General features: G+C 71.8%; 20 protein-coding genes. 9 read left to right on the forward strand and 11 right to left on the reverse strand.

Features of this window, described 5'->3' with window-relative positions; all coding sequences use genetic code 11:
* Nucleotides 1-36 precede the first annotated feature (36 nt).
* Together ABT147_RS10250 and ABT147_RS10255 are read right to left on the reverse strand one after the other, a co-directional pair.
* A complete protein-coding gene (locus ABT147_RS10250) occupies nt 37-612 on the reverse strand; it encodes a helix-turn-helix domain-containing protein (RefSeq protein WP_351403963.1) in 576 nt (191 codons plus the stop codon).
* Between the two features lie 169 nt (nt 613-781).
* Nucleotides 782-1,561 (reverse strand): acyltransferase, encoded by a 780-nt coding sequence (locus ABT147_RS10255; RefSeq protein ID WP_351403965.1) that lies wholly within the window; start codon nt 1,559-1,561, stop codon nt 782-784.
* A 96-nt stretch (nt 1,562-1,657) separates the two neighbouring features.
* Between ABT147_RS10255 and ABT147_RS10260 the strand changes: the two genes are divergently transcribed.
* Complete coding sequence (locus tag ABT147_RS10260) at nt 1,658-2,200, forward strand: gamma carbonic anhydrase family protein (protein ID WP_351403967.1); 543 nt, start codon at nt 1,658-1,660, stop codon at nt 2,198-2,200.
* A gap of 60 nt (nt 2,201-2,260) precedes the next feature.
* On the opposite strand, the gene ABT147_RS10265 is transcribed toward ABT147_RS10260, so the two are convergent.
* From ABT147_RS10265 to ABT147_RS10275, 3 genes are all read right to left on the reverse strand, one after another.
* Nucleotides 2,261-2,911, reverse strand: a complete 651-nt coding sequence (locus ABT147_RS10265; protein ID WP_351403969.1) for a DedA family protein — start codon at nt 2,909-2,911, stop codon at nt 2,261-2,263.
* Nucleotides 2,912-3,028: 117 nt separating this feature from the next.
* Nucleotides 3,029-4,660 (reverse strand): carboxylesterase/lipase family protein, encoded by a 1,632-nt coding sequence (locus tag ABT147_RS10270; RefSeq protein WP_351403971.1) that lies wholly within the window; start codon nt 4,658-4,660, stop codon nt 3,029-3,031.
* 183 nt (nt 4,661-4,843) lie between these two features.
* Nucleotides 4,844-5,296 (reverse strand): DUF4442 domain-containing protein, encoded by a 453-nt coding sequence (locus ABT147_RS10275; protein ID WP_351403973.1) that lies wholly within the window; start codon nt 5,294-5,296, stop codon nt 4,844-4,846.
* 225 nt (nt 5,297-5,521) lie between these two features.
* Between ABT147_RS10275 and ABT147_RS10280 the strand changes: the two genes are divergently transcribed.
* Nucleotides 5,522-6,580, forward strand: coding sequence for a DUF8017 domain-containing protein (locus tag ABT147_RS10280; RefSeq protein ID WP_351403975.1), 1,059 nt, complete (start codon nt 5,522-5,524; stop codon nt 6,578-6,580).
* 290 nt (nt 6,581-6,870) lie between these two features.
* On the forward strand, nt 6,871-8,160 hold the full coding sequence (locus ABT147_RS10285) for an MFS transporter (RefSeq protein ID WP_351403977.1): 1,290 nt from the start codon (nt 6,871-6,873) through the stop codon (nt 8,158-8,160).
* Here the strand turns inward: ABT147_RS10285 and ABT147_RS10290 are convergent.
* Nucleotides 8,122-8,967 (reverse strand): spermidine synthase, encoded by an 846-nt coding sequence (locus ABT147_RS10290; RefSeq protein WP_351403979.1) that lies wholly within the window; start codon nt 8,965-8,967, stop codon nt 8,122-8,124. The two genes, ABT147_RS10285 and ABT147_RS10290, sit on opposite strands and share 39 nt — an antisense overlap.
* 124 nt (nt 8,968-9,091) lie before the next feature.
* Complete coding sequence (gene tuf / locus ABT147_RS10295; RefSeq protein WP_351403981.1) at nt 9,092-10,261, reverse strand: elongation factor Tu; 1,170 nt, start codon at nt 10,259-10,261, stop codon at nt 9,092-9,094.
* A 515-nt stretch (nt 10,262-10,776) separates the two neighbouring features.
* Here tuf and ABT147_RS10300 point away from each other — a divergent pair.
* Complete coding sequence (locus ABT147_RS10300; RefSeq protein ID WP_351403983.1) at nt 10,777-11,589, forward strand: TVP38/TMEM64 family protein; 813 nt, start codon at nt 10,777-10,779, stop codon at nt 11,587-11,589.
* Nucleotides 11,590-11,652: 63 nt separating this feature from the next.
* Nucleotides 11,653-12,123, forward strand: a complete 471-nt coding sequence (locus tag ABT147_RS10305) for a winged helix-turn-helix transcriptional regulator (RefSeq protein ID WP_351403985.1) — start codon at nt 11,653-11,655, stop codon at nt 12,121-12,123.
* Between the two features lie 122 nt (nt 12,124-12,245).
* Here ABT147_RS10305 and ABT147_RS10310 read toward each other — a convergent pair whose 3' ends face one another.
* Genes ABT147_RS10310 through ABT147_RS10320 form a run of 3 tightly spaced genes read right to left on the reverse strand, consistent with a single transcriptional unit; the run spans nt 12,246 to nt 15,120 of the window.
* A complete protein-coding gene (locus ABT147_RS10310; protein ID WP_351403987.1) occupies nt 12,246-12,959 on the reverse strand; it encodes a cupin domain-containing protein in 714 nt (237 codons plus the stop codon).
* Nucleotides 12,953-13,888 carry a DUF6807 domain-containing protein gene (locus ABT147_RS10315; protein WP_351403989.1) on the reverse strand — a complete coding sequence of 312 codons (936 nt, stop codon included), beginning with the start codon at nt 13,886-13,888 and terminating at the stop codon, nt 12,953-12,955. Before ABT147_RS10315 ends, ABT147_RS10310 begins: the two co-directional genes overlap by 7 nt.
* Entirely contained in the window at nt 13,885-15,120 is a 1,236-nt protein-coding gene (locus ABT147_RS10320) for a Gfo/Idh/MocA family protein (RefSeq protein WP_351403991.1), read from the reverse strand. Before ABT147_RS10320 ends, ABT147_RS10315 begins: the two co-directional genes overlap by 4 nt.
* Nucleotides 15,121-15,477: 357 nt before the next feature.
* Here ABT147_RS10320 and ABT147_RS10325 point away from each other — a divergent pair, with 357 nt between their 5' ends.
* Nucleotides 15,478-16,353: an undecaprenyl-diphosphate phosphatase gene (locus ABT147_RS10325; RefSeq protein WP_351403993.1), complete on the forward strand. Its 876-nt coding sequence runs from the start codon at nt 15,478-15,480 to the stop codon at nt 16,351-16,353.
* A 116-nt stretch (nt 16,354-16,469) separates the two neighbouring features.
* A complete protein-coding gene (locus ABT147_RS10330) occupies nt 16,470-16,649 on the forward strand; it encodes a hypothetical protein (RefSeq protein WP_351403995.1) in 180 nt (59 codons plus the stop codon).
* A gap of 180 nt (nt 16,650-16,829) precedes the next feature.
* Here ABT147_RS10330 and ABT147_RS10335 read toward each other — a convergent pair whose 3' ends face one another.
* Nucleotides 16,830-17,570, reverse strand: coding sequence for a glucose 1-dehydrogenase (locus ABT147_RS10335; RefSeq protein WP_351403997.1), 741 nt, complete (start codon nt 17,568-17,570; stop codon nt 16,830-16,832).
* A 215-nt stretch (nt 17,571-17,785) separates the two neighbouring features.
* Here ABT147_RS10335 and ABT147_RS10340 point away from each other — a divergent pair, with 215 nt between their 5' ends.
* On the forward strand, nt 17,786-18,757 hold the full coding sequence (locus tag ABT147_RS10340) for an expansin EXLX1 family cellulose-binding protein (RefSeq protein WP_351403999.1): 972 nt from the start codon (nt 17,786-17,788) through the stop codon (nt 18,755-18,757).
* Between the two features lie 135 nt (nt 18,758-18,892).
* Nucleotides 18,893-20,140 carry a serine hydrolase domain-containing protein gene (locus ABT147_RS10345; protein WP_351404001.1) on the forward strand — a complete coding sequence of 416 codons (1,248 nt, stop codon included), beginning with the start codon at nt 18,893-18,895 and terminating at the stop codon, nt 20,138-20,140.
* Nucleotides 20,141-20,145 lie beyond the last annotated feature (5 nt).

Consider the following 20,145-nt stretch of genomic DNA (forward strand, 5'->3'; position numbering starts at 1 on the left):
ACGGTAACAAAGGCCCGCGGACAGCCGGTTCGGCTCTCAGTGCTGTACGGCCGGCACCGACACCGTCAGCACCAGCTCCGTCGGCACCTCCCCCCGGTTCGCGTACTCGTGGGCCGCGTTGGCCTCGAAGGTGACGCTCGCGCCGGCCGGGATCCGGTACTCCGCGCCCTCGACGGTGAGGGTCAGCTCGCCCGCCGTGACATGCGCGATCTCGACCGTGCCCACGGGGTGCGGGTCCGACCGGCTGCCCTCCCCCGGCATCAGCCGCCAGTTCCACATCTCCAGCGGACCGGGTGCCTCCGTACCGGCCAGCAGCTTGCTGTAGCTGCCCGCCTCGGTGTGCCAGAGCCGGACCACCTGCTCGGCCGGGACGATCCGCACCTTGGGGCCCTGCTCGTAGTCGAGCAGCGTGGTGATGCTGACGCCGAGGGCGTCGCCGATCTTGACCACAGTGCCGAGGCTGGGGTTGGTGCGGGCCTGCTCGATCTGGATGAGCATCCCGCGGCTGACTCCGGCACGGGCCGCGAGGGCGTCCAGGGTGAACCCCCGCTCGGTGCGCCAGCGCTTCACGTTCCGCCCCAGGGACTGGGTCAGCAGGTCGAGATCCGACACATTCCGTCCAATATTCTCAATGACAGAGTCCAGTGCGATGAACCAAGGTGTGGTGCACCCGGCGTTCACCGAACTGTACTGCGAGGCAGCGCCCCATCAGGGGCGCGAGGAACTGCGCGACCAGCCACCCACAGCCCGCACCCGCCGACGCACCGCAGCCGCCGAGCCGTCACGCGGACTCCCCCGCCCCCTCCGCATCCCACTCGGCCAGCGCCAGCAACTGCTCCGGCGTGACCCCGTCGGGGATCGGCACGGGCGCGGGCGTCCGGATCGGCGGCTGCCATCCCTCGACGGGATCCCAGCGCCGTACGACCCGCGCGGGCGCCCCGGCGACCACCGAGTGATCCGGAACCACCCCCCGCACCACCGCCCCCGCGGCGACCACCACGTTCCGCCCGACCCGCGCCCCCGGCAGGATCACCGCGCCCGTACCGATCCAGCACCCCGGCCCGATCGACACCGGGTCCATCCGGGGCCACTGCTTGCCGATGGGCTCGTGCGGGTCGTCGTAGGAGTGGTTCGTGGACGTCACGTACACATAGGGCCCGAAGTAGCAGTCGCTGCCGATGGTGACGGTGGTGTCGGCGATGACATGGCTGCCCCGCCCCAGGACGACACCGTCGCCGATGCGCAGGATCGGTTCGGCGCCTAGGTCCAGGTCGGGCATCAGTCCGGCGGTCAGGGTGACCTGCTCGCCGATGATGCAGTGGGAGCCCAGATGGATCCACGGCTCACCGAAGACCGTGCCGAGCGGGAAGGCCAGTCTGGTACCCGTTCCCATCGCGCCGAAGCGGAAGCGGCCGGGCCGCTCGGCCGTCACCGACCCCGTGCGCTGCAACCACGCCCAGCCCGCGTGGACGGCGCACTGCACGAGGCGGCCCCGCCAGGACGAGAACGTGTTCTTGCTCTTCGGCACCCGCTCACCGTACTCACCGGGCGGCGCCCGCATGACGCCGTACGGCTGTGATCTTCACCCCACGCGAGGCCCTCCGTATGGCTTACGGTGCGGGTGACGACTGATCCTTTCCCTCGCCAGGAGGCGACGATGAACCGGCAGCGGGCCCTGATCACGACATTCCGCGGCAGGAAGCCGGATGTGGAGGAGGCCGCGTTCGTCTCCCCCACGTCGGTCGTGATCGGCGACGTGACCCTGAAGCCCGGGTCGAGCGTCTGGTACGGGGCGGTGCTGCGGGCCGAGTTCGAGCCCATCGTCATCGGCGCGGACGCCAACATCCAGGACAACTGCACGCTCCACGTCGACCTCGGGTTCCCGATCTCGATCGGCGAGCGGGTCTCGATCGGGCACAACGCGGTGGTGCACGGCGCGACGATCGAGGACGACTGTCTGATCGGGATGGGGGCGACCGTGCTGAACGGCGCGGTGATCGGGGCGGGGTCGCTGGTGGCCGCGCAGGCGTTGGTGCCGCAGGGGATGCGGGTGCCGCCGGGGTCGCTGGTGGCGGGGGTGCCGGCGAAGGTGAAGCGGCCGCTCACGGACGAGGAGCGTGAGTTGGTGACCTTGAACGGGACGCATTACACGGAGTTGGCGAAGGCGCACCGGGAAGCGCAGGAGGAGTACGGCGCGTAGCGGTCCGCGGGTCGTGTGTGGCTGGTCGCGCCGTTCCCCGCGCCCCTTCGGGGGGCGCGGCTAGTCCCCGGCGGTGACCAGGTCCCCCTCCGCCGTCTCCGCCCGCTCCGCCGCCTTCTTCGCCTTGCGCTTGATCACCAGCATCGAGGTGACGCCGATGAGGACGGCGAGGACCAGGCCCAGCCAGGAGAAGCGCTTGAGCCAGGCCTCGGCGACGACGCCCACGTAGTAGATGACGGCGGTGGTGCCGCCGGCCCAGAGGATGCCGCCGAGGACGTTGGCGACGAGGAAGCGCCAGTAGGGCATCTGGAGGACGCCGGCGAGAGGGCCGGCGAAGATGCGCAGGAGGGCGATGAAGCGGCCGAAGAAGACGGCCCACATGCCCCACCGGTCGAAGGAGCGCTCGGCGACGGCGATGTTGCTCTCGCTGAAGTGTTTGGGGAACCTTCGGTTGAGCTTCTCCAGCAGCGGGCGTCCTCCCCTGCGGCCGATGGCGTAGCCGATGGAGTCACCGATGATCGCGCCGGCGGTGGCACAGGCGCCGAGGACGAACGGGTCGATCTCGCCGTGCTGGGAGGCGAGCAGCGCGGAGGAGACCAGGATGATCTCGCCCGGCAGCGGGATGCCCAGGCTCTCCAGGCCGATGACCAGCCCCACCAGCAGGTAGATGCTGAGCGGGGGCACTGTTTCGAGCCACTCCTGGACGTGCAAAGCCGGTTCCTCCCGTGTAGCGGATCGTGCGATCGTGTGGTGGATCAAGGGTGAATGTCCCGCGCGCTGCCCGCGGTGTCCGGCGCACGCTCGCGACGGAGCGCGCGCCGGGGCAGCCTACCCGTTTACTCCGACGGCGACGGAGTCCGCCAGGTTGTCCCACAGGCCGCACTGATGCTCACCGTGCACAGCCGTGCTCAGCGTGTTGCCGCCCTGGGCGGCGGTCCGGAAGGTGAGGACCCTGGTTCCCCCCGCCGGGATCGCGGGCTGCCCGGCGGCCCGGGGCACCCCGTCGCGGATGAAGGAACCCCAGTAGTCGGTCATCTGGCGGGCCAGCCGGCGCTGCTCGGCGTTCAGCGGGCTCTCCAGGCCGAAGTGGCGGAAGAGGTACTGCACCTCGTTGACATGGGTCGCGCCGAAGTCGAAGTCCGTGTCCAGAGCGCGGAGCGAGGCGAAGGGCGGCGAGGTGCGGTCGGCGAACTCGTACGCGTACACCGGGCCGCGTCCGGCGAGGGCCTGGTTCAGCCGCAGCGCGGGGCAGGCGAAGCCCTGGTCTCCCTGGGCGGTGGCGTGGGCGAGGGTCGGCGAGGGATACGCGGACAGCGGGTAACGGGCCAGGGCGCGGTCGCCGAATTCGGCGCGCATGACGGCCGGGTACCGCTCGGCGGTGAGCGGGGCGCCGGCTCCGTCGAAGCGGGCGAAGGAGAAGAGGCGGCCCTCGTCCTGGTTGGCACCGTTGAGGACGGGCACCCCGGCCGCCGCCCCGTCGGCGTACGCCCGCGCCGGCTGTACGGGCAGGAAGGCGCCGCCGACGACAGGGCCCCAGGTCAGCCCGGCCTGGGCGGCGAGGATCTCCTCGGCCGACCTGTCGCGCAGACAGGCCACGTCCGCGCAGTCCAGCCTGGCGAGGAAGGTCCTGCCCTGGGCCACCGCCGCCTCGTGGGGACGGGCCGCGCAGTCGCCGTACGCGCCGCTCTGCACGATCCCCGCGCGGAAGAGACCCTTCCCGGTCGGTGAGGCCAGCTGGGTGCAGACCGAGCGGCCGCCCGCGGACTCGCCCGCGATGGTGACCCGGCCCGGATCGCCGCCGAAGCGGCCGATGTTGGCCCGCACCCAGCGCAGGGCGGCCTGCTGGTCGAGCATCCCGTAGTTGCCGGAGACACCGTCGCCCGACTCGGCGTCGAGGTCGGAGGTGGCGAGGAAACCCATCGCGCCGAGGCGGTAGTTGACGGTCACGACGACGGTGCCGGTACGGCGGGCGAAGGCGTCCGGGACGATGTCCTCACCGGCGCCCGCGGTGAGCCCGCCGCCGTGCAGCCAGACCATCACCGGTCGGCGCGCACTGCCTTGCGGGGCGTACACATTGAGGTCGAGGCAGTCCTCGGTGTGGCTCGGCTGCTCGTAACCCGGGTCCCAACTCGCGCTCTGCACACATCTGTCGCCGAACCCGTCCGCCTCACGCACGCCCGGCCAGGGCCGGACGGGCCGGGGCGCGGTCCAGCGGAGGTCTCCGACGGGCGGCTGGGCGTAGGGGATGCCGAGGAACTGCCGCCCCTCGGCCGTGGTCTCGCCCCGGACCCAGCCGGCGTCGGTCCGGACGAGGGCCGGTTGCGGGGTCGCCGCGTGCGCGGGTGAAGCGGATAAAGGGGTCAGCGCGGGGGTGAACAGGGCGGCGGCGAGGGCGGTCGCCGCCCGGCGCAGCCACCGGGGACGGAGGGCGCCCGAACGCCCTGACACGGTTTCTGACATGAGCCGTCACTCCTTCGTGCAGGCCGACGTGGTGGACGTCGCGATGGACGTCTTGATGGACGTCGTGCGTGTGTCGGCCGGGAAACTAGAGCCGGAGGTGACTCGTGTCAATGACGTGAACAAGCCGTCCTCGCCGCCCCCTTGGGGAACGGGAGGGCGGCGAGGAGGCTGGGGCGCTCCGGGTCAGGAGTTGGGGCGCAGTGTCCAGACGACGGTCATCTCGCCGGTCACGGCGCCGTCGGCGCGCCGGATGGCGATGGCGACGGGGAACTCGGGGCGCTGCCCGGCGTCGAGTTCGGCTACGACCTCGGCGACGGAGCGGCCGAGGGTGGCGGTGGCCGTGACGCGTCCCGTCGCGAGCTTCTTGTACGCGATCTGCGCGCTGACCGCGAGCGGCACGGCACGGGAGAACTGGTCCCCGAACGCGGCGAGCACGATCGTCCCGCTCGCCGTCTCACCCAGCGTGAACATCGCACCGGCGTGCGGCCCACCGACGTGGTTGTGGAACTCACCCTGGTCCGGCAACGCCACCACGGCCTTCTCCGGCGTGGTCTCCAGGAACTCCAGGTTCATGGTCCTGGCCATCGGCACCGTGGCGGCGAGCATCTCGCCGATCGACATCTGGTCTGCGCTCATACCGGAATGTTACCCATCAGTAGCGATCCCCGGGAAGGGCAGGCCGGACGGCAGGTCGATGACGTTCGCGTTCAAGAACGCCGAAGGGGAGTTCGTGACGGCCCACGAAGCACGGGGTCAAAAGTCGTCGGCCGCGGGTGTTTTGGAGCCGTTCGTCCCGAGTGCAAAGGCGCTTCCTGGACTCCCGTGGCACCCCGCCCCCCGGCGCATCTATGGTTACGAGCCATGTGGCCAGGACAGCAGCAGCCGCCCGGGGGCGAGCACCAACCGCAGCAGCCGAATCCGTACCAGCAGCCGGGGTACGACCAGTCGGGACAGCCGGGGCAGTCGGGATACCAACAGCCGGGGTACCAGCAACCCAACCCCTACCAGCAGCCCGGATACCAGTCGACGGGCCAGCAGGCCCAGTACGGGCAGCAACCGCAGTGGGGTGCGCAGGGGCACGCGGGCCCGCCGGTTCCGCCGGGCGGAGGCGGCGGCAACCGGACGAAGCTGGTCGCGATCGTCGCGGCCACGGCCGTCGTCGTGGCGGCCGGTGTGACGGGCTTCCTGGTCCTCGGCGGCGACGGCGACAAGGACAAGTCGAAGACCCAGTCCGCGCCCACGGCCTCCTCTTCCCCGACCGCGTCCGAGAGCACCGAGGACAATCCGCGCGGCGAGGACGCCGGGGCGAAGCCGACCATCGCGGGCTGGAAGGTCGTCGTCAACCCCAAGTGGGGTACGGCCTTCGACGTGCCCCCCGAGTGGGACGTCCAGTCGCCCGACACCTTCATCGGCTTCGAGGACGACGAGAAGGGCGACGGGTCGGTCCTCATCGGCATGTCGGCACCCGCCATCCTCAAGGAGAAGTGGTGCACCTCCGACGACGACAAGGACGGCAACGAGGAGTCGAGCTCCCTCGCCGCCGTCGGCACCAAGGGCCAGCAGGGCGCCAAGGGCACCGAGGACATCGCCCGCAACGACTCGGCGTGGTGGGTCTTCGGCGGTTACACCGACCAGAAGGCCGCCTCCAAGAAGAAGATGACCATCGGCAAGCCCGAGGCGTACACCACGGCGTCGGGCGTCGAGGGCAGTGTCGCGACCACGTACTCGAAGGGTGTCGCCAAGAAGAGCAAGTGCGACTCCGACGGCAAGGCGACCACGTTCGCCTTCAAGAACTCGGCCGGTGACTACGTCGCCTGGACCTTCCACGGCCACAAGGGCGTCGGCGACGAGGTCCCGGACGCGACGGTGCAGAAGATCCTCAGCACGGTACGGCTGTACGGCGAACCGACCGGCGGCTGAGCCGCCACCGGGAGGGGCGGCGGGGGCCGGTTCCGACGGGGCCGTCTCCGCCCGCTCCCCCGCCTTCTCCCTCGACCAGACTTCGCCTTCCCCCTCGCCCTGAGACCGCACCTTGTCCCCTGGCCTGAGACCGCACCTTGTCCCCTGGCCTGAGACCGCACCTTGTCCCCTGGCCTGAGACCGCACCTTGTCCCCTGGCCTGAGACCGCACCTTGTCCCCTGGCCTGATCTGGCCGTATCCCGTGCGGAAACGGTTTGGCAGGCGGGTCCGGGGCGGCGATAGTCGGCGGGTGACGACTCCCGCCGCCTTCCGCCGCCGGCCCGCCTGGGCAGGTCGTAACTACACCCTGCTGACGACGGCCGCGGTCGTCACCAACCTGGGCAGCAACGGCGCCCTGATCGCGGCCGCGTTCGCGGTGCTGGAGGCGGGCGGCGACGGCGGCGACGTCGGTCTGGTCGCGGCGGCCCGGACCCTGCCGCTGGTGCTGTTCCTGCTGATCGGCGGCGCGGTCGCGGACCGGCTGCCCCGGCACCGGGTGATGGTGGCGGCGAACACCCTCAACTGTCTCTCCCAGGCCGTCTTCGCCGTGCTCGTGCTCACCGGCGAGGCACACCTCTGGCAGATGATGCTGCTCTCCGCGCTGGGCGGCACCGGCCAGGCCTTCTTCAACCCGGCGGCCGAGGGCATGCTGCTCTCCTCGGTCACCGCCGAGCAGGCGGGCCGGGCCTTCGCGCTGTTCCGCTTCGCCTCGCAGGGCGCGACCATGACGGGCGCGGCCATCGGCGGAGCCATGGTCGCGGTGATCGGCCCCGGCTGGGTGCTCGCGGTGGACGCCGCGGCGTTCGCGTGCGCCGGCGCGCTGCGCGCCTTCCTCGACGTGAGCCACATACCGGCGCGCGACCCGGGCCACGGCATGCTCGCCGATCTCCGGGACGGCTGGCGGGAGTTCACCGGCCGCACCTGGCTGTGGGCGATCGTGGTCCAGTTCTCCCTGGTGAACGCGGTCATGGTCGCGGCCGACGCGGTCTACGGCCCCCAGGTCGCCGAAGAGAGCCTCGGCGGACCCGGCCCCTGGGGCCTGGCCCTGGCTCTGTTCGGGGCCGGCAACGCCGTCGGGGCGCTGCTCATGACCCGCTGGAAACCACGCCGCCTCCTTCTCGTGGGCGTCCTCTGCGTCTTCCCGTTCGCCCTGCCCGCCGCCGCGCTCGCCGTGCCGACGCCGATCGCCGTGCTGTGCCTCGCCATGTTCGTCAGCGGACTGTCGATCGAGGTGTTCGGCGTCTCCTGGATGACCGCGCTGCACCAGGAGATACCCGAGGACAAGCTGTCCCGCGTCTCGGCCTACGACTGGTTCGGCTCGGTGGCGATGGTGCCGCTCGCCGCCGCGCTGGCCGGCCCCGCCGAGAGCGCCTTCGGGCGTACGGCGGCCCTGTGGGGCTGCGCCGCGCTGTGCGTGACGGCCACGGCGGCGGTGCTGTGCGTCAAGGACGTACGGAACCTGACCCGGCGCAGCCTGCCGGTGGCCCTGGCCAAGCCCGCCTCAACCGATGCCGAAGGCCCCGTCGGGCGGCTCGGGTGACGGCACGGCGTCCTCCTCGCGCACAGGGGCGGCGCCGCCGATGAAGTCGCGCAGCGCCGGACCGTGTTCGACCCGCGCGGGGAAGGCGTCGGCGGCGGTCCGCCGGGCCAGGGCGGCGATGTCGAGCGGCTGATGGGCGGCGACCAGCACGGCGTTCCCGAACCGCCGGCCGCGCAACACCCCCGGCTCGGCGATCAGCGCCAGCTCCTCGAACACCGTGGCGAGCGTGGCCAGTTGGGACCGTAGGAACGCGAACGGCGCGGCGTCGGCCAGGTTCGCCAGATACACCCCGTCCGCGCGCAGCACCCGCTCGGCGGCCCGCGCGTACGCCACGGTCGTCAGATGCGCGGGGACCCGCGAGCCGCCGAACACATCCCCGACGAGTACGTCGGCGGAGTCCGCGGGGGCCGCTTCGAGCCATTCCCGGGCGTCCGCCCCGTGCAGCGCGACCCCCGCGTCGCGGGGCAGCGGCAGATGCTCGACGACGAGGTCGATCAGCCCCCGGTCGTACTCGACGACGTCCTGCCGTGACCCCGGCCGGGTGGCGGCCACATACCTGGGCAGTGTGAGCGCGCCTCCCCCGAGATGCACCACGTCGAGCGCCCGCCCGGCCTGCGCCACCGTGTCCACCACATGCCCGAGCCGCCGCGCGTACTCGAACTCCAGATGCGTGGGCTCGTCCAGATCGACGTACGACTGGGGCGCCCCGTCGACGGTCAGCAGCCACGCCCGCTCCCGGTCGACGTCGGGCATGAGCTTGGCGGTGCCTCGATCGACGGCACGGAAGACGGCTATGGCTTCGTTCACGGCCCCATTGTGCCGGGCCCGCCCTCGGCCGGACGGCCACCGCGGCGCCCCTGAAAGGGGCGCGGGGAACTGCGCGACCAGCCACGAACCGGCCCGCAGTCCCCCACGTACGTACAACCACCCCCTACTGAACGGCCGTCACGGTCCCCGCCCCCACGGTCCGACCGCCCTCACGGATCGCGAACCCGAGCCCCGGCTCCAACGGAACCTCCCGGCCCAGCTCCACACTCATCGTGACCCGGTCCCCGGGCCGCGCGACGGCGATCTCCCCGAGGTCGACGTCCCCGACGACATCCGCCGTGCGGATGTAGAACTGCGGCCGGTACCCGGTGGACACCGGCGTCGTACGCCCGCCCTCGCGCGCCGACAGCACGTACACCTGCGCGGTGAAGTGCCGCCGGGGCACGACACTGCCGGGCGCGGCCACCACATGCCCGCGGCGGACGGCGTCCCGTCCCACCCCGCGCAGCAGCAGCGCGACGTTGTCCCCGGCCTGCGCCTCCGACATCGGCTTGCCGAAGGTCTCCAGCCCGGTGACCACGGTCTCCACCTCGGCGCCGAGCACCTCGACCCGGTCGCCCACGTGGATCGTGCCCCGCTCGACGGCCCCGGTGACGACGGTTCCCCGCCCGGTGATGGTCAGGACGTTCTCCACGGACAGCAGGAACGGCGCGTCCAGGTACCTCTCCGGCATCGGGACGTACGTGTCCACCGCGTCCAGCAGCGCGTCGATCGACGCCGTCCACCGTGGGTCCCCTTCGAGCGCCTTGAGCCCGGAGACCCGTACGACGGGTACGGAGTCGCCGCCGTACCCGTGCGCGGTGAGCAGTTCGCGGACCTCCAGCTCGACGAGGTCGATCAACTCCTCGTCGCCCGCGTCGGCCTTGTTCAGCGCGACCACCACGTGGTTGACGCCCACCTGCCGGGCCAGCAGCACGTGCTCGGCGGTCTGCGGCATGATCCCGTCGAGCGCGGAGACGACGAGGATCGCCCCGTCGAGCTGCGCGGCCCCGGTGACCATGTTCTTGACGTAGTCGGCGTGGCCGGGCATGTCGACGTGCGCGTAGTGCCGGGTGTCGGTCTCGTACTCGACGTGCGCGATGTTGATGGTGATACCGCGCGCCGCCTCCTCCGGGGCACGGTCGATGCGGTCGAACGGCACGAAGGTGCCGGCCCCGCGCTCGGCGAGGACCTTGGTGATGGCGGCGGTCAGGGTGGTCTTGCCGTGGTCGACATGACCCATGGTGCCGATGTTGAGATGCGGTTTCGTGCGGACGTAGGCCGTCTTGGACATGGCGGTACCTCGAAGTCTCTTCAGCGGTACTGAGTGAGGGCCCCGGCGCGCGACTACGGGCGCTGCCGGGACGGGGACCCCGAGGTCTTGCCGACCCTCCCCCTGCGGGGTCCGCCGGAATGTCCGGGAAGGGTCAGCTTCGGGCGCCGTCTGCGGCGGCCACGACGATCAGAAGGGCAGCCTTCGGGGCATCCGCGCCTGTGGCGGATGCGGCGAGAGCGAAGGCGTGCCGGAACATGACGCCGATCATCGTCGACAAGTCGGCCCGCGTCGAATGGTTTTCGGTACGCGCGGGTTCCGAGGGAGGGCCGAAGAGAGATGCTTCACAAGAGGGTGCCCGGGGTGAACGGTGCCCAGGCCGGGAGCGTGTTCCGGAAGGCGCAGGCAGCGTGGTGCGCGGTGCCCGTCGGGGCGCCGTGCACACCGTGTCCGGCGAGCCTGTTGTTCCGCTCGCTGTGACCCCCGTGAGACGTTCCGTACGGCAGACACATACATGGGTCGGTTACCGTCGACGAATGCTCGATGCCACCACCCGCTCTGGGGGCACCGCCACGGTCCTTCCCCGGACTGCCGCCACGGAGCTCGCCGTCGCCACACCCGTCGCCCTTCCGGTCGTACCGCTGGGACGCACCGCCCGCTGGGGCAGAGTGCTGCTCTCGCCGTGGGCGCGGTTCTCGCTGCTCGTGACGCTGCTCCTGGGCGCCGTGTCGACCGTGCTGCTGTTCGAGCCGCAGCGGCTGCTGGCCGACGGCTGGCCGCCCCAGCTGAGCGGTGCCGCGGCGATCGTGATGTTCGCGGTGGCGTACGGGCTGTGCACGGTCGCCTTCGTGCCCCGGCCGATCCTCAACATCGCGGCGGGCGCCCTGTTCGGCTCCCAGCTGGGTCTGGTCTCGGCGCTGGCCGGCACGGTCCTCGGGGCCGGTATCGCCTTCGGCCTGGGCCGTATGCTCGGCCAGGACGCCCTGCGCCCCCTCCTCCGGCACCGTTGGCTGAAGTCGGCGGACGGCCAGCTCAGCCGCCACGGGTTCCGCTCGATGCTGGCGGCCCGGCTGTTCCCGGGAGTGCCCTTCTGGGCGGCCAACTACTGCGCGTCCGTCTCCCGCATGGGGTATCTCCCCTTCCTCCTCGCCACCGCCCTCGGCTCCATCCCGAACACCGCCGCGTACGCGGTCGCCGGCGCCCGGGCCTCCTCCCCGACCTCCCCGGCCTTCCTGATCGCCATGGCCTGCATCGCGATCCCGGCGTTGATCGGCGCGGCGGTGGCCTGGCGCAAACGCCACCACCTGCGCGACCGGCCGAAGGACGGCGAGCCGGCCTGCGGTGAGTAGGAAATCCGAACTCACCACCGCACGAGTGAGTTGGAAAACCCAACCCTCCCCTAGGCTGGGCCCATGCCCGCCTCCGGAGATCCACGCCCCTGTTCCATCGCCGACACCCTGGCCATCGTCGGCGAGAAGTACTCCCTGCTGATCCTGCGCGAGGTCTGCCTCGGCAACGGCCGCTTCGACCGGCTGGTCCGCAACATCGGCGCCCCGCGCGACGTCCTCGCCACCCGCCTCAAGCGCCTGGTGGGCGCCGGCGTCCTGGACAAGCACGCCTACAGCGAACGCCCCCAGCGCTTCGAGTACCGTCCGACACCGGCGGGCCTCGAACTGGAGCCGATCCTGATGACCCTCATGGCCTGGGGCGACCGCCACCTCCGAGAAGACGACGACCGCCCCATGGTGATCGAGCACATCTGCGGCAACGAACTGGTCCCGAAGATCACCTGCGCGACCTGCGGCACCGAACTCCACCACGAGGACCTGACACCACACCCGCAGACCCCGGGCTGGTCGGTGACAGGCCCGACGGCAACCTGAAACCCGGGCTCACAGCAGCGCCCCGTTCAGGGGCGCGGGGAACTGCGCGACAAGCCACATACGACCCGCACCCGCCGCCACCACAGCACACCCCGAGCTCAAAGGCGCCCGGCGCCCCCCACTCAGTCCCCCTTGTAGACGTCCAACCGCCCACACATCCCGAACTTCCCGTACGCAGAGGGCCCTTCAGCCCTCACCACCGCATCAGCCAAGTGCGACAAGTCCCCCCGCTCCAGCCGCTCCAACTGCTCCCCGGTCCCCGCGGCAGCGGCCCACGCGCCCCGCTCCCACCGCCCCCGCCACTCCGCCAGCCGGGGCCGCACGAGCGCCGCGGCGGCCCGGTGGAACGCGGCGAGCGGCTCGGGGCCGGAGGCCTCCCGCAGGGCCCGGTAGCCCTCCAGGGCGAGGTCCCGCCGGGCCCGGGCGGCCCGCTCCCGCTCCTCCTCCGGCGCGTCCACCGGGATACGGGTGGCGGCGGCGTACGTCTCCGGGTCGGTCAGGTACTCCGGGGGCAGGGTGAGGACCGCGTCGCCCGCTTCCGGGAGCCCGCTGTTCTGCATGAGGACGGTGATGCGCAGCTCGTCCTCGTTGACCAGCCGGTGGATGGTGCCGGGCGTGAACCAGGCGACCGTCCCGGGCGCCAGCGGCGTGACCTCGTACCCGGAGGCCGTCAGCGTCTGCACGGCCCCGCGTCCGCCGGTGACGACGTACGCCTCCGAACAGGTCAGATGCATATGGGGAGTTCCGCCGCAGACCCCGTCCGCGGCGGGCCAGTCGTAGACGGACAGGTGTGAGACGGCGACCCCGCCGGGCAGCCCTTCGTAGCCGCTCACCACGGGTGCGCCTCCAGGTACTTGGCGATCTCCTCCCGCTCCCAGGCACCGTCCGCGACGACGACCCGGTAGCGGCGGGTGAGCGTGTCGCCGGGAGCCAGTTCCAGTTCCTCGTAGAAGGCCCAGGAGGGGGCGACGGCGGCGAAGGGCTCGTTGCGGACGAACCAGTGGGCGGGATGAGCGCCACGGTCGCCCGTGTGGTCGTTCTCGGGCGCGTGCGCGAAGACGAGCGTGGCGTGGCCGTCGGTGCCGTCGTGCTCGCCCGAGTAGGCCAGCCAGGGCGCCTGCTCGCCCATCAGCGCGGGCCCCTCGGCGTCGGGCCCGATGATCCGCCCGTCCCGGAAGGCACGCGGCCCGCGCCAGAACAGGCCGGTGTAGCCCGCCATCTCGCGTCCGGCGGTGGTCGGGCTGCCGAACAGCAGCGGCTCGTCCCGGCGGTTGGTGATCGCGCTCGTCCAGGTCAGCGCCCACGAGCCCGACTCGGTGTCGACGTCGTGGATCTCGATGCGGCGCTCCTCGTCGGCCCACAGCTCCCCGGTGTACGGGTGCCAGGTCAGCCGCTCGGCGATCACGACCCGCTCGCCGTCCGACTCGACGACGTCGAAGCCGGCGTGCGCCATCGAGCCGACCCGCTCCGGGATCGGCAGATAACCCTCGCCGTGCACATACGAGTTGCCGCCCCACAGGTTCTGGCCCGACAGGTGCGAGGCCGTCAGCTGCAGTCCCTTGTGCCAGCGGTGGTCGTTGGGCCGGAAGTCGGTGACGACGTCCCCGGCCAGCGTCCGGACGGGGTGCAGATACGGCTTGGGCGCCTCCCAGGCCGCCTCCGGCCGGTAGACGTAGCTCAACAGCTCGACGCCCGTGGCGGGTTCGGTGACCGTGATCCGGTCGCCGTGGGCGTGGACGACGCGCAGCCCGTCGTGGAAGGTCATGCGGTGATCTCCTCACTCGTGCCGGGGGAGCTCGCGCCGCCGGAGCTCGCGCCGGCGGACACCTGGGCGGTTCCGGGCGCCCAGCCGGGGGCGCCTCCGTGCATGGCCGTGTAGTACGGGTCCCCGGGCCCGATCTCCCCGCGCCGTACGGTCGCGTCGGTGAACGCGGACTTGTACAGGGCGGCGATCAGCTCCAGGCTCGTACGCCCGTCGGCGCCGCTGCTGCGCGGCCGTTCACCGGCGCGCATGCTGGCCACGAGTTCCCGCAGCTGGGCCAGGTGCGAGCTGGGCACGTCCTCGCCGAAGTCCTTCCAGGCCGCCGCGTCCGCGTCGGAGGTGCCCGGGGCGGGGGTGAGGGACCAGTTGGCGTTGGAGTGGCCGTACAGATGGGTCAGTTCGACGGTGGCACGCTCGCAGTCGATGCGGATGCGGCTGACCTCGTCGGGGCTGAGGACGCTGTTGACGACGGTGGCCAGGGCGCCGCTCTCGAAGCGGACGAGGGCCGTCGAGACGTCCTCGGTCTCCACGTCGTGGACCAGCCGTCCGGCCATCGCCCGGACCTCGCTCCACGGGCCGAGCAGATCGAGCAGCAGGTCCATCTGGTGGATGCCGTGGCCCATGGCGGGCCCGCCGCCCTCGGTGGCCCAGCGTCCGCGCCAGGGCACGGCGTAGTAGGCGGTGTCCCGGTACCAGGTGGTCTGGCAGTGCGCGACGAGCGGGCGGCCGAGGCTCCGGTCGGCGAGCAGCTTCCTGATGTGGCGCGCCCCCGAGCCGAAGCGGTGCTGGAAGACGATCGAGGCGTAGGGGCCCCCGGTCTCCGCGCCCTCCTCCGCCTCGACGGCGTCGAAGTCGGCGAGCGTCGGCACGGGCGGCTTCTCGCACCACACCCAGGCGCCGGCGCGCAGCGCGGCGATCGTCTGGTCGCGGTGCAGGGTGGGCGGGGTGCAGACGCTGACCAGATCGGGCCGCTGCTCCGCCAGCATGCGGTCCAGATCGGTGTAGCCGTGCGGGATGCCGTGCTCGGCGCAGAACTTCGCCACCGCGTCGGCATCGATGTCGACGGCGGCGACGACCTCGGTCTCGCCCTCCTCGGCGAGCCGCGCGAGCGCGGGCAGATGCGAGCCGCCGCCGATCGCGCCGATGCCGATGATCGCGGCGCGGACACGGCGGCCGGTCAGGGGGGCCGGGGGGTGGTCCGGAGTCGGGCTCGGGTCGTTGCTGGGTGTGGGCATGGACGTGATCAGCACTCCATCGAACGTGACGTCGGACGTTGGCCAACGCCTGGTGGCGGGGGTTCCGGCGGATCGGCGACCCTCACCACTGCAAGCGCTTTCCCTCGTCAGCAACGTATGTGCGGACATAGTGACGGGTCAACACCACGGATCCGGCCGTTCCACGCCTCGGAACGCCCGCGCTCCACCCGTCCCCCGCACACCTCCGGCCCGGCCCCCGCCCGGCCCCGCGAAACCCCCGTGACAGCCCTGTCCGCAAGGGGCGCTAGGCTGCCCCCAGCACTGTGATCACCCGCCCCGCGGCGCGGCACGTCTTCCGTCGGCCCTCCACGATCAGCGCTTGGACCACGTAACTTCATGTCTTGGTTTGAATCCCTCATCCTCGGACTCGTCCAGGGGCTGACCGAATTCCTCCCCGTCTCCTCCAGCGCGCACCTGCGCCTGACCGCGGCCTTCTCCGGCTGGGAGGACCCGGGAGCGGCCTTCACCGCGATCACCCAGATCGGCACCGAGGCCGCCGTGCTGATCTACTTCCGCAAGGACATCGCCAACATCATCTCGGCGTGGTCCCGCTCCCTGTTCAACAAGGAGATGCGCGCCGACCACGACGCCCAGATGGGCTGGCTGGTGATCGTCGGCTCCATCCCGATCGGTGTCCTCGGTGTGACCCTCAAGGACCAGATCGAGGGCCCCTTCCGTGATCTGCGCCTCACGGCGACCATGCTGATCGTCATGGGCATCGTCCTGGGCGTGGCGGACCGTCTCGCCGCCCGCGACGAGACCGGCGGCAAGCACCGCGCCGCCAAGGAGCGCAAGAGCCTGGAACAGCTCAGCGTCAAGGACGGCCTGATCTTCGGCCTCTGCCAGGCCATGGCCCTCATCCCCGGCGTCTCCCGCTCCGGCGCCACCATCAGCGGCGGCCTCCTCATGGGCTACAAGCGCGAGGCCGCGGCCCGCTACTCCTTCCTCCTCGCCATCCCGGCCGTGATCGCCTCGGGCGGGTACGAGCTCAAGGACGCGATGGAGGGCGGACACGTCTCCTGGGGCCCGACGATCTTCGCGACGATCATCGCCTTCTTCGTGGGCTATGCAGTCATCGCATGGTTTATGAAATTCATTTCCACCAAGAGCTTCATGCCGTTCGTCTGGTACCGCATCGCGCTCGGCATCGTCATCGTGATCCTGGTGTCCATGGGTGTGCTGAGCCCGCACGCGGGCGAGTCGGCGGGCTGAGCGGGCCCCTCCCCAGCGGCCTGATCCCCCCTCAACTCCCTTCAGTGACCAACCACATACGGCATCCGTAGCCGACCAGTAGCGCGCTGTCAGTCCCGGCGCCTACTCTTGTCGGCATGTCCCCCGATTCCCCTGTCCGTGGTTCCGTGCGGTCCGCCGCCGACTTGAACGACCAGATCCGAGCGCTGTGGCGGCATGCGGGCGGATCGCTGTCGGAGCAGGAGCGCGCGGAGTACGAGCTGCTGGTGGTGGAGTGGGCCGCGGCGATACGCGGAAACATCATCGAAGCGGCGTGATCGCCCCGGGCCTACCGAAGCCGCGCCCGGAAGCCGCGCCCTGAAGGGGCGCGGGGCTGTGTCGATTCGCGGCTCCGCCGCGTGGGCGCGAGCGGCCCGCACGGCCGTCAGCCCGCCAACGGCCCAATCCCCCACGGCGTTTCACCGGCAGCTCGCCAACAGCCCAACACCCCCGGCCATTCAGCGACCGCCCGACACCCTCAACACCGCCCCCGTCGTGTACGAAGCCTCCGGTGACATGAGCCACGCGATGGCCGAGGCGATCTCGTCCGCACGGCCGGGGCGCCGCAGCGGCACGGACGCGGCGATGCGCTCGGCCCGTTCCGGGTCCCCCATCCGCGCGTGGATCTCGGTGTCGATCACCCCGGGCGCGACGGCGTTGACCCGGATGCCGTCCGGCCCGATTTCCTTCGCGAGCCCCGTCGTCAGCGTGTCGACCGCGGCCTTGGTCGCCGCGTAGTGGACGTACTCACCGGGGCTGCCCAACGTGGCCGCCGCCGACGACACGTTCACGATGGCACCGCTCCCCGAGGCCGCCATCGCCCTGGCCGCCCGGCGCGAACACAGCAGCACCCCCAGGAGGTTGACCTCCACCACCCGGCGCAGCACCTCCGTGTCGGTGTCCGCCAGCCTCCCGAACGGGCCCGTCACCCCGGCGTTGTTGACCAGCCCCGTCACCGGCCCGAGCCGGTCCGCCGCCGTCTCGAACAGCCGGTCCACATCGGCCTCCACCGAGGTGTCCGCCCTGACGGTGACACAGCGCGCCCCGTTCGCCCGCGCCCCCGTCGCGATCCATTCGGCCGCCGCCCCGTCGTTCACGTAGCCGACGACCACGTCGTGCCCGTCCGCCGCGAGCCGCAGACACGTGGCGGCACCGATCCCCCGGCTCCCACCCGTGACCACCGTGACCGGACGTGACATACCGACCTCCCTGACAGCGAACGTGACGCGGACGGTGTGCGGCCACCGCCAACTCGGCGATCGATCATCCTACGATCGCGTCCGGGCCGCCATGTCACGGCGAGGGCAACCATTCCGGCCCCGGCGGCAACTGTTGAGTGGGAAGCTCCTTTCACACGAGCCCCACACGAATCACGCTTTCTCCCGAACCGCGCCTGGAACCGAAGGACTTGACCGTGGCAGCCCGTTCCCACCGCTCCCCTCGCCCGCCCAGGCGGCGCACCGCCCTCATATCCGCCGCCGCCGTGGCGGCCGCCGGGCTCACCGCGTCGCTCGTCATCGCCTTCGGCCCCGACCGGGGGACCGACACCGAAGCCACCGGGAAGGTCGGGGCCGCGCCCGTCGCGACCAGCCCCGAGGCCACCGGTCCGTCGTCCGAGGCACCGGAGCGGAAGAAGGCCTCCGCGAAGCCCTCGAAGTCCCCGTCGCCCTCGGCCTCGAAGACCTCCCCGTCGGCGACCCCGACCACCGAGCCGGCCCGGCCGAAGCCCGCCGCCACCCGTCAGGCCGGCTCCGCCTCGGCACAGCTGGCGGGGCGGATCCGGCCCGGGGTCGACTACGACGGGGTCGCCACCTTCTACGACGCCGGGACGGGTGGGGGCGGCGCCTGCTCGTTCGGCCCGAGCGACGACGTCATGACCGCGGCGATGAACACCACCGACTACGAGGTCTCCAAGGCCTGCGGCGCCTTCGTGCGCGTCCGCGCGGCGGGCGGCGCCGCCGTCACGGTCCGGATCACCAACGAGTGCCCCTCGCCCTGCAAGCCCGGCCAACTCGACCTCAGCGCCCAGGCCTTCGCCAAGCTCGCCGCCCCCTCACGCGGCCAGATCCCGATCACCTGGAGCCTGCTGAGCCCCGCCACGTCCGACCCGCTCTCGATCCGCTACAAGACCGGGTCCAGCCAGTACTGGTGCGGCATCCAGGTGATCGGCCACCGCAACCCGGTGGCCCGGCTGGAGGTCCGCGCCGGCGGCGGCTGGACCCCGCTGCCGCGTACCGAGTACAACTACTTCCTCTCCGAGCAGGGCGCCGGGTGCGGTGGCGCGCTAAGGATCACCGACATCTACGGGGAGCGGCTGACCGTCGAGGGGATCGCGGTCCGGCCGGACGTCGTACAGCCGACCGGGGCGCAGTTCACGGCACACTGAGCGCGCCACCCGCCGAGAACGGCCCGAGAGCGGCCCGGGCCGCCGATCCGCCGGATAGCGCAAGCTCGCGCGCGCGTGCCCGTGGTCCGGCCAAAGCTGAGGGTGCCCCTGCCCGCCGATCCTCCCGGGACCCTCATGTCACTCACGCCCGCATCCCGCCCGCACACCGGTACGCGTACCCGTACCCGTACCGGCCCTCGTCCCCGCCGCCTCCGTCTGTCCCTCGTAGCCCTGCTCGGCGCCTCCTGCCTCGGCGGCCTGCTCCTCGCCCCGGCGGCGGGCGCCGACACCGGATCCGGCACCGGGTCCGACAGCGGCAGCGAGCGTGCCCTGCAGCGGCAGCTCGAAGACCTGGTCGCCACTCCCGGAGGACCGCCGGGAGTGATCGTCGTCCTGCAACGGAACGGCGCACCACGCGTCCTGCGGGCCGGTGTCGCCGATCTGGAGACGGGCCGCCCGATCGAGGCCACCGACCACATGCGGATCGCCAGTACGGCGAAGGCGTTCAGCGGCGCCGTGGCCCTGCGTCTGGTGCAGCAGGGCGCCCTCAGCCTCGACAGCACCATCGGCCGCACCCTGCCCCGGCTGCCCCGCGCCTGGCGGTCGGTCACCCTCCGGCAGCTGCTGAACCACACCAGCGGACTGCCCGACTACAGCGAGGACCCGGAGTTCCTGGAACTGCTCCTGGCGGACCCGCGCCGCACCTTCGACCCCCGCCGGCTGCTGGACTTCGTCGCGGACGAACCACTGCGCTTCCGCCCCGGCTCGCGGTACCTGTACTCCAACTCCGACAACATCGCCGTCGCCCTGATGGCGGAGGCGGTGACCCGCCGGCCGTACGAGGAACTGCTGGACCGGATCGTCTACCGGCCGCTCGGGCTACGCGACACCAGCCTCCCGCTGGGCTACGAGATGCCGGAGCCGTACATGCACGGGTACGCCGTCGAGCCGCCCGCGCCGCCGGAGGACGTCAGCGAGGCGCTCAGCGCGTCCGGTGTGTGGGCCTCGGGCGGGATCGTCTCCACCCCGCGTGACATGACGCGGTTCATCCGTGGCTACGCCGCCGGAGAGCTGACGTCCCGAGCCGTTCTGCGGGAGCAGCGCCGCTGGATCGAGGGCGCGTCCGAACCGGCGGGACCCGGACGCAACACGGCGGGACTCGCCATCTTCCGCTACGACACCCGCTGCGGGGTGGTGCTGGGGCACACCGGGAACTTCCCCGGCTACACCCAGCTGATCGCCGCGACCCCCGACGGCCGGAAGTCCCTCACCTTCTCCCTCACCACCCAGGTGAACCGGACGCTCGACCCCGACCTCCTGGAGAAGCTCCGCACGATCGAGGAGAACGCGGTCTGCGTCCTGCTCGGCCGGCACCCGGGCTGACCGGG

It is taken from the genome of Streptomyces sp. NPDC001868 (genome assembly GCF_040297125.1).
In the GTDB taxonomy this organism is placed as follows: Bacteria; Actinomycetota; Actinomycetes; order Streptomycetales; family Streptomycetaceae; genus Streptomyces.

Bases quoted from the DNA above. Each gene is read 5' to 3' on its own strand.
- ABT147_RS10255 (WP_351403965.1), bottom strand. From the start codon at position 1,561: ATGCGGGCGCCGCCCGGTGAGTACGGTGAGCGGGTGCCGAAGAGCAAG.
- ABT147_RS10260 (WP_351403967.1), top strand. From the start codon at position 1,658: ATGAACCGGCAGCGGGCCCTGATCACGACATTCCGCGGCAGGAAGCCG.
- ABT147_RS10270 (WP_351403971.1), bottom strand. From the start codon at position 4,660: ATGTCAGAAACCGTGTCAGGGCGTTCGGGCGCCCTCCGTCCCCGGTGG.
- ABT147_RS10275 (WP_351403973.1), bottom strand. From the start codon at position 5,296: ATGAGCGCAGACCAGATGTCGATCGGCGAGATGCTCGCCGCCACGGTG.
- ABT147_RS10280 (WP_351403975.1), top strand. From the start codon at position 5,522: ATGTGGCCAGGACAGCAGCAGCCGCCCGGGGGCGAGCACCAACCGCAG.
- tuf (WP_351403981.1), bottom strand. From the start codon at position 10,261: ATGTCCAAGACGGCCTACGTCCGCACGAAACCGCATCTCAACATCGGC.
- ABT147_RS10300 (WP_351403983.1), top strand. From the start codon at position 10,777: ATGCTCGATGCCACCACCCGCTCTGGGGGCACCGCCACGGTCCTTCCC.
- ABT147_RS10305 (WP_351403985.1), top strand. From the start codon at position 11,653: ATGCCCGCCTCCGGAGATCCACGCCCCTGTTCCATCGCCGACACCCTG.
- ABT147_RS10315 (WP_351403989.1), bottom strand. From the start codon at position 13,888: ATGACCTTCCACGACGGGCTGCGCGTCGTCCACGCCCACGGCGACCGG.
- ABT147_RS10320 (WP_351403991.1), bottom strand. From the start codon at position 15,120: ATGCCCACACCCAGCAACGACCCGAGCCCGACTCCGGACCACCCCCCG.
- ABT147_RS10325 (WP_351403993.1), top strand. From the start codon at position 15,478: ATGTCTTGGTTTGAATCCCTCATCCTCGGACTCGTCCAGGGGCTGACC.
- ABT147_RS10330 (WP_351403995.1), top strand. From the start codon at position 16,470: ATGTCCCCCGATTCCCCTGTCCGTGGTTCCGTGCGGTCCGCCGCCGAC.
- ABT147_RS10335 (WP_351403997.1), bottom strand. From the start codon at position 17,570: ATGTCACGTCCGGTCACGGTGGTCACGGGTGGGAGCCGGGGGATCGGT.
- ABT147_RS10345 (WP_351404001.1), top strand. From the start codon at position 18,893: ATGTCACTCACGCCCGCATCCCGCCCGCACACCGGTACGCGTACCCGT.